The 12,239-nt window shown below is 46.6% G+C and carries 17 protein-coding genes; 16 read left to right on the top strand and 1 reads right to left on the bottom strand.

Translation table 11 applies throughout. The features are described from left to right. The first annotated feature begins 2 nt into the window (after positions 1-2). The 5 genes from OCU74_RS19470 (at position 3) to lysC (ending at position 1,823) form a co-directional block, all read left to right on the top strand. A complete protein-coding gene (locus tag OCU74_RS19470) occupies positions 3-380 on the top strand; it encodes a hypothetical protein (RefSeq protein ID WP_087482096.1) in 378 nt (125 codons plus the stop codon). Between the two features lie 89 nt (positions 381-469). Next, positions 470-748 carry a hypothetical protein gene (locus tag OCU74_RS19465; protein ID WP_072959891.1) on the top strand — a complete coding sequence of 93 codons (279 nt, stop codon included), beginning with the start codon at positions 470-472 and terminating at the stop codon, positions 746-748. A 14-nt stretch (positions 749-762) separates the two neighbouring features. Beyond that, positions 763-1,299, top strand: a complete 537-nt coding sequence (locus tag OCU74_RS19460; protein ID WP_087482094.1) for a lysozyme — start codon at positions 763-765, stop codon at positions 1,297-1,299. Next, positions 1,289-1,627 carry a hypothetical protein gene (locus tag OCU74_RS19455; RefSeq protein WP_087482093.1) on the top strand — a complete coding sequence of 113 codons (339 nt, stop codon included), beginning with the start codon at positions 1,289-1,291 and terminating at the stop codon, positions 1,625-1,627. The genes OCU74_RS19460 and OCU74_RS19455 overlap by 11 nt, the downstream gene beginning before the upstream one ends. After that, positions 1,614-1,823, top strand: a complete 210-nt coding sequence (lysC, locus tag OCU74_RS19450) for an Rz1-like lysis system protein LysC (protein ID WP_200807774.1) — start codon at positions 1,614-1,616, stop codon at positions 1,821-1,823. Before OCU74_RS19455 ends, lysC begins: the two co-directional genes overlap by 14 nt. A gap of 275 nt (positions 1,824-2,098) precedes the next feature. Here lysC and OCU74_RS19445 read toward each other — a convergent pair whose 3' ends face one another. After that, on the bottom strand, positions 2,099-2,350 hold the full coding sequence (locus tag OCU74_RS19445; RefSeq protein ID WP_087482092.1) for an ogr/Delta-like zinc finger family protein: 252 nt from the start codon (positions 2,348-2,350) through the stop codon (positions 2,099-2,101). Positions 2,351-2,814: 464 nt separating this feature from the next. On the opposite strand from OCU74_RS19445, the gene OCU74_RS19440 reads away from it, so the two are divergent. From OCU74_RS19440 to OCU74_RS19395, 11 genes are all read left to right on the top strand, one after another. Then, the gene (locus OCU74_RS19440; protein ID WP_087482091.1) at positions 2,815-3,300 is read left to right on the top strand and encodes a phage tail protein; all 486 of its coding nucleotides are present in this window, start codon (positions 2,815-2,817) and stop codon (positions 3,298-3,300) included. Between the two features lie 184 nt (positions 3,301-3,484). Next, positions 3,485-4,603 carry a DUF2586 domain-containing protein gene (locus OCU74_RS19435; RefSeq protein ID WP_087482090.1) on the top strand — a complete coding sequence of 373 codons (1,119 nt, stop codon included), beginning with the start codon at positions 3,485-3,487 and terminating at the stop codon, positions 4,601-4,603. Next, positions 4,600-5,055: a phage protein gene (locus tag OCU74_RS19430; RefSeq protein WP_087482089.1), complete on the top strand. Its 456-nt coding sequence runs from the start codon at positions 4,600-4,602 to the stop codon at positions 5,053-5,055. Before OCU74_RS19435 ends, OCU74_RS19430 begins: the two co-directional genes overlap by 4 nt. A 272-nt stretch (positions 5,056-5,327) precedes the next feature. Further along, positions 5,328-5,609: a putative phage tail assembly chaperone gene (locus tag OCU74_RS19425; protein ID WP_087482088.1), complete on the top strand. Its 282-nt coding sequence runs from the start codon at positions 5,328-5,330 to the stop codon at positions 5,607-5,609. Between the two features lie 8 nt (positions 5,610-5,617). Further along, positions 5,618-5,797: a DUF6890 family protein gene (locus OCU74_RS22125; RefSeq protein ID WP_087482087.1), complete on the top strand. Its 180-nt coding sequence runs from the start codon at positions 5,618-5,620 to the stop codon at positions 5,795-5,797. Next, positions 5,794-7,389, top strand: coding sequence for a phage tail tape measure protein (locus OCU74_RS19420; RefSeq protein WP_087482086.1), 1,596 nt, complete (start codon positions 5,794-5,796; stop codon positions 7,387-7,389). The genes OCU74_RS22125 and OCU74_RS19420 overlap by 4 nt, the downstream gene beginning before the upstream one ends. Further along, a complete protein-coding gene (locus OCU74_RS19415; RefSeq protein ID WP_087482085.1) occupies positions 7,379-7,711 on the top strand; it encodes a DUF2590 family protein in 333 nt (110 codons plus the stop codon). Before OCU74_RS19420 ends, OCU74_RS19415 begins: the two co-directional genes overlap by 11 nt. Further along, positions 7,708-8,913, top strand: coding sequence for a baseplate J/gp47 family protein (locus tag OCU74_RS19410; RefSeq protein WP_087482084.1), 1,206 nt, complete (start codon positions 7,708-7,710; stop codon positions 8,911-8,913). The genes OCU74_RS19415 and OCU74_RS19410 overlap by 4 nt, the downstream gene beginning before the upstream one ends. Beyond that, entirely contained in the window at positions 8,906-9,475 is a 570-nt protein-coding gene (locus tag OCU74_RS19405) for a phage tail protein (protein ID WP_087482083.1), read from the top strand. Before OCU74_RS19410 ends, OCU74_RS19405 begins: the two co-directional genes overlap by 8 nt. A gap of 10 nt (positions 9,476-9,485) precedes the next feature. Further along, positions 9,486-11,234, top strand: coding sequence for a tail fiber protein (locus OCU74_RS19400; RefSeq protein ID WP_087482082.1), 1,749 nt, complete (start codon positions 9,486-9,488; stop codon positions 11,232-11,234). Next, entirely contained in the window at positions 11,234-12,226 is a 993-nt protein-coding gene (locus OCU74_RS19395) for a hypothetical protein (RefSeq protein WP_087482081.1), read from the top strand. The genes OCU74_RS19400 and OCU74_RS19395 overlap by 1 nt, the downstream gene beginning before the upstream one ends. Positions 12,227-12,239: the final 13 nt, after the last annotated feature.

Genomic DNA, 12,239 nt, shown 5'->3' with positions numbered 1-12,239 from the left:
TCATGGAATTTACCACAGTAGAAATCAATGCCATGCGTAAGGAACTGATGAATCATGCCTTTTCGGCTTTGGTCCGGCGGATGCCGATGAACAAATGTAAGGCTTATGAGTATATTGCCAACTATCTGGGAGTGAAATACAGCACGGTAACCAATATGGTACAGAAAGGTATTTCTGCTAAGCATGCGACCGGACTGTCTGTAATCGCGGCCCGGTTTAAAACACGGATGTATCATTATCAGTTTGCTCCGACTGATGCCATTTGTCAGGCATGGCTGGAACACGACTACCGCTGTGATAAAGGCAAACATCCCGGCAAACATCTGTTTAAACATTGGGATCGGGATATGAGCAAGTTACAGATTCATGAGGATGCATGAATGTTCGAAAAGCAATCTGCCTGGGTTCATTTCAGTTCATTCAGCTTCGATATAAATCATCATTTCTGTCTGACAGGAGATACAAAACGATGAGTCTTTTTTCTTTTAAAACCGGACAGGGGGGAGCTGTTATTTCTGAAAAAGCAACGATGTCAATTGCTGTTGGAAGTGGTACGGGGGTTGGTGTCAGTGTCGCCCAGGGTGCAGAGAATTATCAGTCGATGATGAATTCAAGTTTACATGACATTCTGGCAGGAAATTTTGTCTGGTACGGTTCAGACATCGCTTTCCTCATTGGGACTACATTATCCGTGATCGGCATTGGTATTACATTGGTGCGTTTGTTTCTGTTTCAGTCACAAAGGTAAAGATAGAGGTCAGCATGAAATATAACCGACTGATTGGTACGGTACTTTTTGGTGCCGTAGCCATCACCGGAACACTGGAAGGCCAGCGAAATACGGCTTATCAGGATCCGGGAGGCGTGTGGACGGTCTGTTTCGGAGAAACGGCAGGTGTTCGTCAGGATATGTCCTATAGCGATGAACAGTGTGCCATGATGCTTGCCAGTTCTCTGAATTATCACAACCAGCCACTGGAGAATCTGCATTATCAATTACCACCAAACGTTCACATTGCCGCACTTGATTTCAGCTATAACCTGGGAACGAACGCACTACGCCGTTCGACACTCTATCGCAAACTGAAGCAGCAGGATATTGAAGGGGCTTGTCTTGAGTTTAACCGGTGGGTATTTCTGAATGGTAAAGACTGCCGGGCGGAACAGAATCATTGCCGGGGAATTGTCACCCGCAGAGAGATTGAAACCCGGCTTTGTCAGGGACAGATTTCTGTCAGGGATGCATTAATCAAACTGGGGCATGCCCCTTCAGATGCTGAGGTGATGTATGGCCTTTAAAGGATATGTAAGACTTGGCATTTTGATACTGTTTGGATGCCTGGTTGCCGGTGTGATTCTCAGAATCAAATGGTTGGTTACCGAGAATGAAAAACTAACCGCACAGGTGTCTCAGTCCAGTGTACAAATTATGATGCAGAAAAATGTGCTTGATCAGGTTTCTCAGGAGCGGGAACAGATGAACCAGATCCTGATCAGGAGAGCTAGGACAAGTGCTGATAACGAGGAAAAACTACGCCATGAAATTCAAACGCTTCAACAGGAAATATCCGGCCATACTTGTGTTGTCCCTGTTTCCGTTACTGAGCGGCTGCGTGAGTCATACTGAACCGCAGCCAGTGATTCAGGTCCAGTATATTCTGCCACCGGAAGGAATGATTATTCCCTGTTACAAACCCAGTATCAGCGGTACGTGGCCGGAAATTGTTACGGAAGATATTCCCCGGCTGAAGTCTGCTCTGAGTCAGTGTGCTGCCCGGGCGGATGATTATCTGCAATGGCGGACATCAAAAGCCACCCCCTGAAATCCCACCCGTTTACATTCTGAGCAAGCCGATCAGGGTGAGTAACCCAATCCGCAAATCAATGATGAAATCTTTCTGTCTATCCTGAGTTGGGGGAGAAAACAGAAAGATTTTTTTATGCCAGAACTTATGATGGACACTTTATTGCATGTCGTAATGAAAGATAATTTACATTTATCTGGTAAATATGACCAATAAAGACTGGGGAAAAAGATTAGTCAGCCGGTTCAGAAAAAGAATGATAAAAACGGCTGACTAAAAGGGAGAGAAACAGATTAGATTAAAGATAATTCTTGTTGCAGAGTGGCTCTGCTTTCGGGGGGAAGAGACTTGATCAGATTGCAGACCAGCTGGTTCGCGGCCTTGGCGGAAGGGCTTAAGGTGTGGCTGTAAGACAGATTCATCACAAATGTATGACCACACTCGGGATCACTGCAACTGCAGTATAAATCGGCATGGCTGTTAGTAATCCGGTTTGATTTCTGGATCCGGCTTTTCTGGCCACACTCAGGGCATAACACTCTCATATTTATACCTTTCCCTCTGATGAATAATTGAGTTCATTATAACAAAAGCGATGGCATACAGATAGAGAAATGTAAAAAAACTTACCATGGTGTGCGAACAAATACGGTTCATTGCCGGAGTGGTCTGTAATGTGTGTTTTTCGTGGCCGGGCTCTTTCCTGAGTTGTGCTGTAAGCCACGCTCTGAATTTTTCTGGTATGAACAAAATACCGGAAAAAAAGAAGTATTTTCTCACTGATTTATCCTGATTAATTCCAGTCTGTTCCGTTTTGCACGATATCCGAATCAGGCCGAATTCAACATAATGAACCTTTTTTTCAGACCGGGTATTCTTATCTCAACCCGGACAATTCGGGGAAATAAAACGGAATTGTTAGTATCAAATGCTTTGATATTTATAGAAAAATTGCGAGGAAAGATAGTTCCGTTTCTGAAAAACCAACGCATAGTAAGGTGAAAGTTTCATGGCTCAGTATGAAGCGGGTGACAAGCTCAGAAAACTCAAAGCATTCATTGAAAACTGTGTCGGAGATGAAATTGCACAGACCCTGACGGCCCAGATGCAGAATATTTCTCTGGGTCTGGACAGTAAATTTCTGGGCAACGGTTGTGAGTTGATGAGGATGCGCTATCACGCTCGTCTGACGTTCAATAACTTTCCGCATCTCGCTTATAGTCCGGCGGTTCTTTTTGCCAATGTCGGCGCATGGCTGATGGATCAGGATCCTGACCGGGAAGCGGCGGAGGTGTTGGAAAATCCGGTGATTGAAATGACGACGGTTGATGATAGCTATTCAACTATTGCTATCGATATTGAGTTTGAAGAGCCGGTCAGTGTAACAGAAGACGCTGCCGGGCCGGTTTACTGGCGTGGTAAACAGTGGCGCATCGACGCATATGAAATCTGGGTGGCGGAAACATTGGGTAATTTCACTACGGGTCGGCGTTAAGCGACCCGGGGATTGCAGAACATTATTTCTGATTCACTCTGAACCAAAGGCGATTGAATTCCGGTCGGGATTTAATCACACAGAACGGTTGTCTGGCCTTGTAAGTCGATTAAGTGACGTAAGTTGATGAAATGACAAGCAAGAAAGAACAATCGGATGATCACATTAAATAGGAGCAGATAACATGGCGTGGCCCAGCGTTATTATCAATATTAAAAACATGATGAATGGCCCCATTGCCGGGGTGGAATATCATTTTCTGTTTGTCGGATACGGTACTGTTTCCGGTGCAGAACGTGAGTTAACGGTTGTTGATGCCTCGACAGATCTGGAAGAAGCTTTGTCTTCAGCCGGAGAATCTCTGCTGACCACCGTGATGGCTGCACAACTGAACGGTGGTAGCGAATGGACTGCCGGAGTTATGGTGCTCGATGAAGCCGACAACTGGCAGGATGCGGTTCGTAAAGCCAATGAAACGGCAAGTTTCGAAGCATTTGTGCTTGATTTCCCAGCAACAGATAAAACCTTGCTTGAGAATGCTGTGGCAATGCGTACTGAGCTGAAAAATGCACTTGGCCGGGAAACTTTTGCGGTTTGCTGCCTGCCGAAAGTTGATAACTCGGATGTGGCGAATGGTGAAACCTGGGAAGCCTGGTTAGCAAAATCAGTCGCGATTGTTGATGGCGTTGCCAGTCAGTACATCACGGTTGTTCCTCTGGTTCATGCTGACGGTTCAACATTAGGTAAATACTGCGGTCGTCTGGCAAATCAGGTTGATGCGTCAATTGCTGATTCTCCGGCCCGGGTGAAAACCGGTAGTGTTGTAGGTTCGACTGATTTTCTGACTGACAAAGATGGCAAAGCATTAGAGCTGTCTGTGCTGAAAACACTGGAGTCAAATCGTATTGCGTGCCCGATGTGGTATCCGGACTACGATGGTCAGTACTGGACAACCGGCCGTACACTGGATGTCGAAGGCGGTGATTTTCAGGATATCCGTCATATCCGTGTTGCAATGAAAGCGGCCCGTAAGGTTCGTATCCGTGCCATTGCCCGGATTGCTGATCGTACATTCAACTCGACACCACAAAGTGAAGCTCAGGCGAAACTCTTTATGACGCAGGATCTGCGTGAAATGGCACTGACCGGCAATCCGGGTGAAATCTATCCGCCGGAAGAAGATGACATTCAAATCAAATGGGTCAACAGCACTGAAGTTGAAATTTATATGGCGGTTCAGCCATATGAGTGCCCAGTCAAAATTACTGTTGCAATCTATATCAGCCAAGGAGATGAAGCATGAGTGCCCGTTTTTCCGGTCGTAGCTTTGATACGACACTATTTGGAGTGTATGTCCACGTTAAAAGTGCGACAGCGACTATCAGTGATGAGTCGGCCGTTGCATTTACCCGCGGTGTGACAGATGGCTATACCGACGGTAAGGTGAGCTGTGATGTTGAAATCGAAATGGATCTGAAACAGTTCCAGAAAGTACATGCCGCAGCAAAAAGTGCAGGAAGCTATCGTGATATTCCTCTGCAGGATATCCAGTTTTATGCCCATAACGGTGAAGATGAAGACAAGATCGAACTGTATGGTGTGAAATTCCTGGTGTCAGATCTGCTGAACATTGATTCAGAAAGTGCCGACAAATCAACCCGCAAACTGACCGGATTTGTAACCAGCCCGAACTTTGTGAAGATCAACGGCGTACCTTATCTGTCTCAGGCAGATACCCGTAATCTGATCGGCTAATACTGAATAATTGAATTGAAACTTATGGCATGTTTGCCTGAGGGAATATAAAAATCAGAGATGCTTTAAACACGGTTTTTTAAACCGGAATGCAAACAACGGGGAACGACCACCACGGTCAGGTTCGCAGTTACCGAGGCTGAGAAAATCATCGAGAAACCACTGTATCAGGGTCAGCCCTGAGGGATTTCTGCGGCCTGAATTGACGGTTGTACCCCATTTTTAACCGATTTTATACGTGTCTTGATGGCACCATATGAAGAGAGAAATATATGTCTAAAGCTGCTTTTACAATCAAACCTGTTGTTGTCTCGATTGGTGAAACCGACTTCACTTTTAAACCAACAGTCAATGATGCCAACAACTACACCAACCATGTGTCGATGGACAGCAAAGTTGAACCGGCACGTACTTATCTTGAGCGGACGGTTGATGTAGCACAGAAGGACGAACTGGTCGAGCTGATGAATACAGTTCCCGGCTTGGTGATGGAAGTCTTTGGTCTGGTTCATGAATCTTCCAAAGGCGGGATTTCAATTACCCTAAAAAACTAACGGAGAGGGTGAAGCGCATTGAAACCAATGGGTTGGAACAAGCGCTCACCCTGCGGCGACATTACTTTCCTGATGGAGAGGATGAACCGCAAGATTTAGCAAGGGCGCTCTGGCTCGATCAACACGAGAAGGAGCGCATGGAAATCGCGGTTATGAGTGCAGTTGCGAGGTTATTTAATCACCGATGAACGATTCAGTCTTAATAGAAATTAATCTGATTGATCAGGTGACTCAACCCTTATCCGGTCTCGTCAACCAAATCAATCAGATTGTACAAACCGCCAGTAGCGATTTTGACAAGGTAGAATCCAGTGCCTCTGGTGTCATACAGACGTTTACTGAACTGGAACAGACGCTTGAACCTGTACTGACTATGGATTGGGACTTAGGAGGCATTGATTCTCTGGAAGAGGTCAGTAGCATTCTTGAGCATATTACTGAAACATCGGGCGACATTGTATCGCTCGGACTCGGAAGTCAGCTGGTTCAAACGTTTAAAAATGCAGAAGGAGGAATCAACACATTTGCTGCCAATCTGAATCAGGGGATTGACAGTATTATTGCAACTTTTGATCTGGCTAAAACAAAAGCCAAAGATTTTTCTGGTGTTGCCAGAGCACAGCTTTCAGCACTGTCACAGCGGACTCTGAATTTCATCAATATTGGGAAAAATCTGGCGACATCGTTTTCTGCCGACGGCATCAGAGGTTTCGCCAGTGTGGCAAAAGAGCAATTCAGCGGTATTTCGCAAAGAGCAGCAGGGTTATCTGGCATAGGCGGGCAGATACAACAATTCTTAGCGCCAGTTTCTTCGTCGCTCGATAATGTCAGAAGCAGGCTGTCTCAGGGCATGGGGGAAGGCATCGCCAAAGTGACAGCTTTAGGTGAAAAATTTCCATTCCTCTCCGATGAAGTTGGTTTCGTTGCTTCAGCTATGACATCGCTTGATGGTGTGATGAAGACCGCCTCAGGTGGTTTAGGTGGGGTGCAAACGGCATTGACCTTTGTATCCGATTCGGCCGGGATATTCCAAAGCGTGATGGGCTCAGCTTCAGAGGTTATCGCAACATTTCATGGAGTTATGGGTGCCGTTTCAAATGTCATGACTGTCTTTGGCCGCCTGATTCCCACTGTTTCGACGCTGATGGGGGTAATGGCAAGTCCGGTGATGTGGGTTGTATTGGGTATTGTTGCATTGGTCGCAGCTGTTTATCTGATTATTAAGTACTGGGATGATCTTGTTGCTGCTATGTCGAAAATCGAAATTTTCCAGCAAATTGGTCATTTGTTTGGCTGGTTGGGGGAAATGTGGGGGCAGTTTGTTTCTTATCTTTCCGGAACGAGTTTTGGAGCAATTTTTGGCAAAATTTTCAATGGAATAAAGTTCTATATCGACAAGATTGTCGGGATGTTCAAAACCATAGGATCCGGGATTTCCTGGGTAGCAGACAAACTGGGTCTCTCATTTGGAAGCGATACTGCCGGACAATCTGGACAGAACGTGTCAACAGAAGCCCGCGCTGCTGAAAATGTGCAGAAACAGGTAAATCCGGTTACCCAGACGCCAGAATCCAGTGCGGCTCGTCCATCTGAGAATAATTCAGTTTTTTCCTACAAGCAGCAACAGAACACTCTGCCTTCAGGCATGGTGCAGAACATGACTAACAATCAGGGCCAGCAGGTGAGTGAAGTGAAACGCTTCGGTGACATATATATCACGGCACCGAATGGTTTAACTCCGGATCAACTGGCGGAATGGGACGAAATCAATGTCGGATAAACAGTATATCGATATCAAAGTGGTCGATGGCGGCTGGGATATTGATGCCGGGCAACAGCCAACCATCTGTAGCGATGCATATAGCATCGCACAGGATGTCAAACACGCCATCATGGAATCGGGTCTGGCAAGAGAGCTTCAGGCTGAAAGAAACCCGGTACTGCGAGCCAATGTGCTACTGAAAATCGAACAAATTGCGGAAAACGATCCCCGGATTATTCCAGGAACAGTCACAGTGACCGGAGATTTATCCGGTGCCGTAGGTCTCTCTGCTCAGGCATATGACAGCGAGGGAGTGATCAATACAGAGGTGAACACATGAGTAACAGACCAAAAGCTGATTTTTTAACCATTCTGTCGGATTCCGGCGTACCGTTGACCGAACAGGCTTTAGAAGAGCAACTGAAAACCGAAGTTTCTGCGGCCGGAAGTCTACTGTCGAATGATTCAGAAATGTCACCGTTCTGGCGCTGGGTTCGTGCAGCGGTTATCAAACCTGCGTTATGGATGACCCGAACTCTTTTAGTCACCCACGTGATGCCAAATATGTTTGTGGCGACAGCAGAACGCTGGGCACTGGAACTGAAAGCGTGGGAGCTGAATGTTGAGCCGAAGCAAGCAGTGAAAACCCGTGGCTATCTGACGATGACCAAAGAAAATGCCAGTGATGAAGTGCTTATCGAAACTGGTGTGGTGGTACAGACTCTGGCGATTGAAGGTGTCGTATATCGGGTGAATGTCATCGAAGATACGGTGATTCCTGCCGGACAGACAACCGGTCAGATCCCGGTTGAAGCAGAAAGTGCGGGAGTTGCTTATAACCTGCCGGCCGGCTATCTCAATATTCTGCCGACAGAAGTTCCCGGCATTGTATCCGTTGTCAACGAGGCCGGATGGATTACCCAACTGGGTGCCAATGAAGAAACGGACGAAGAACTTGCCCTGCGGCTTCAGAACGCTTTTACCGGTTCCGGTGAGTGGCACATTAATGATGTTTATCGTTCGATTATTGCCGGGATTGCCGGGATTCGTAGTGACAATATTTTCTTCCGCAATACCGGAGATATAACGCCGGGAACGGCAGAAGCACTGATTCTGGTCGAAGTGGGTGAAACGCCGCAATCGATCATTGATACGCTCAACGATTACATCATGAATCAGGGGAATCACGGTCATGGCGATGTGCTGACCTGTAAACCGATTCCGGAGACCCGGCACGATGTGGTTGCTGATGTAGTGCTGGCAAAAAATCTGACCGTAGCTCAGGTTACGGAAACGCTTCAGGAAGTGAAAGATCGCATTCGGGCCGCATTTCGTGAAACGAAAGCTTATGACGAAATGACCCGCGCAGCGCCGCAGAGCCGGTTTAGTATCTCCCGGATGGCAACTGAGATTCACAACAACATGGTAAACGTGAAGTCAGTCCGCATCACGCTTGATGGCGAGATTCAGGAAGATATCGTCAGTGGTTATACGCAGCCGCGTTTAAGATCTCTGACCGTCGGGGAGTTGGCTGATGAATGATCAAAATGCACCTCAGATGGAAGAGATAGTAATTCCGTGGTGGGAAGATGGTGAAACGACTGCGGAAACACTCAAAGAGCCTTATTTTCTGACCCGGGGAGTGACGGCTTTCCTGAATAAAATTCGTGCTGGTTTGTTGTTTCCGCTCCGGCAGATCGATGCACTGACCTGTCATGAATCATTGCTCAACTTACTGGCCTGGGACCGGGATATTCAGCGCTTTGCCGGTGAACCACTGAGTCTGTTCCGGTCACGGGTGAAATACGCGGCGATCAATGCCAAAGATGCCGGGAGTGTGGCGGGGTTTAAACGCATTTTTGCCCGGCTGGGTGTCGGTATAGTGGATTTTAAGGAACGGCAAGATCCCACAGAATGGGACGTCTGCCTTATCCAGTTAAGCGACAGTGATATTTCGATGAATACCCGGTTGGTACAGACATTAATTCGTCAGTATGGGCGTACCTGTCGCCGTTACCGTTTTCAAATTGTCTATCCGTCAACCATGACGCTGTCAACCAACGGGTTCCATCAGACTTTTGCACTGTACAGTGCATCACTATAAAGGTTTTATTATGAGTCAAGTTGCAATTCCTTTTGAGTTTGAAAGCTATCTGCAAGATAGACTGGTCAATGGATTGGCTCCGGATATGAATGAGATGATCTTTGCCTATTTGCCGGATCTGGATCCGGAACAGGTGATTGATCGTCATCTGGGCCTGCCTGCTCCCTCTTATTGGGTGTACCGTCAGGATATCAGTCAGAAGGCAAAGCTGAACGATGATTCAGTGGTTTATTCGGTCGTCATTCCCGGTGAGGTCGAAACTTTTACATTTAATGCGATTTATCTGCATGACAAACATACAGCAGACTCTTGTGGTCTGGTGGTCCATAAAATTGCGGAGACTAAAGAGCCGGAGATGTCGAGTGTCCGTACTTGTGTCCAGCAATACTCCGGTGCGGCAAGGGCAGCGAAAATTACCGTGACACCGGAAAGCTGGCAGATCGATTATCAGGCTCGTTTGTACGGCATGGATGACGATTTACGTTTGGCGTGTTTCGATCTGTTTGGGCCGGCTTCGTTTTTTGATGATGGCTTCCTGGTGAGGCGCTCCGGTAGTCAGTATATTTGTGAAGCCGGAACTGGTTATGTTGCAGGTCTACGTTGTGTCAATGATATACAGACTGAAATCACTGATGCTCAGCCAGATTCCGGGATCTATCTGGACGTTAGTTGGCAGGGACAAGTTCTGAGCCGTTGGGCAACGAACTGGAAACTGGTCGTCAGTTCAACAACATTAACCGATTATGTTGATGAAGGGACGCAGCATTATGTGACCCAAATTGCACACATTGAAGCTGATAGCAGTATTACTGATCTCCGGCACTTAGGTCTGGATGAGCAGAAACTGCCGGATGCAACTACAGCAGCTAAAGGCGCTGTAGTTTTAGCTACAGATAATGAAGTGAAGACAGGTTTGGGCTCTGGTGTTTTGTCTCCAGAACAGTTGAAAAAAGCGTTGGCACAGTTTGGTAGCTTTGGTACACCAGTTGATTTAGGCGTTATTTCAAATAATGCTGAACTGGATCATGTACCGACAGGGTTTATTCACTTTGCATCCAGTTTAATAACCGGAAAACAAACAGAATATCAGGGGATGAAAGTCCAACATCCTGATGGTTACTACTCCGTTATTGCTGGAGCAGATGACGCTGGCAAGAACGCCTTAGTTGTTTATCACTCACATGGAAACCGCTGGGCGGAAGCTTTACTGGCTGAGCATTCTAATACTATGTGCCCGGTTGGTGTTCCACTACCGTGGCCTTCAGATGTAGCCCCTGATGGATGGGCGATGATGAAAGGACAGCAGTTTGATACGGAGGCTTATCCTGTACTTGCCTCTTTATATACCGATGGTTTTTTACCTGATATGCGTGGGCTTGCCATTGTTGGTAAAAAAGATGATGAGGCTGTTCTTGCTTATGAAGCCGATGAAGTTAAATCTCATGGGCACGATGCAACGGTGGCGGATATTAATTTGGGTAACGTAGCTTCTGCTGCTGCAGGTTATCACGCACATACATTATCTGCTACAGGTTCTGATGGATACACTCGGTATGGAGCCGGCAAAATCTATACAGTTGGGGGTGACGGAGGATGGAATTCTGGTAATGGGATGATTAATTCTATCTCCGCGAGCGGGAATCACAGTCATACAATTGCTCTTGGTTCTCACGGTCATAGCATCACGGTTTCTGAGTCCGGAAGTGGAGAAAACACGATTAAAAACCGTAAGTTCAACTGGATTGTGAGGTTAGGCTAATGAGCACGTTTTTTACTGAGTCTCAATTGATCGATGTATCGTATATTGATAACAACGGATGGTGGTGTGGTAACGGTGTTGAACATGTCGCTGCCGGGACGACCTTAGGAGCCGATTGTACTCCGATTGTTTATGTGCCGTCTGCTGGCGGAAAAATTGCGCGTTTTAATCCTGAGAGCAGGACGTGGTCTGCTGAAATTGATGATATGACGTCGGGGACTTATTACTCAGAAACCGGAGAAATACTAACGATTGGTGTACCAGACGGAATATACCCGGAAGGTGCAATTACAGCGACTCCTCCAGATTATGATAAGAACTCCCAAGCTATTTTATATGTGGACGGTGTGTGGAAAGTTTACCGCAATCAGATTGGCTCAACCTATTGGGATCATGAAGGTAATGAGCACACAATTGCCGAATTGTATTTTGACCTACCGGAAGGCTGTACATTAGAACAACCGCCACAAGCAAATGATGAGTGTGTTGTCCGGTTGATTGATGGTCAATGGCAACAAGTAAAAGATTATCGGGGACGGATTGCTTATGCCAAGGATCAAACGGGTGGTACTGATGAGAATTATGAAATCACCGAGTTAGGGGACGTTCCTGAAACTCACACAGTCAGCGTCCCTGATCTATTCGATTCCTGGGATTATGATTCGGATTCATGGACCTACGACATCGAGAAAGAGCGTCTCTATAAAGCTGCAGTAGAGAAAAACTGGCGCGATGAACAACTTCGCAATGTGTTGGACCGCATCGACCAGTACGAAAAAGATCAGAACTATGAGGAAGCTTACCGGACTTCACCGTTGAGTGAGACTGAGTATGCAGGTTTGCTTGGTTACCGGAAATTGCTTTGTGATTACCCGGAAAGTGAAGATTTCCCATTTGGAGAACGTCCTGAATTATCGTATCCCGAACCAGCAATTGAGCAACCCAAACCCACCGTGATGCGGCGTGTACTGAACAAAATCACATCGCGATAAAGAGAAAGGTTTT

Origin of the sequence: Vibrio mangrovi, assembly GCF_024346955.1 — a bacterium.
GTDB classification, from domain to species: domain Bacteria; phylum Pseudomonadota; class Gammaproteobacteria; order Enterobacterales; family Vibrionaceae; genus Vibrio; species Vibrio mangrovi.
This window is presented reverse-complemented; position numbering and strand designations above follow the sequence as displayed.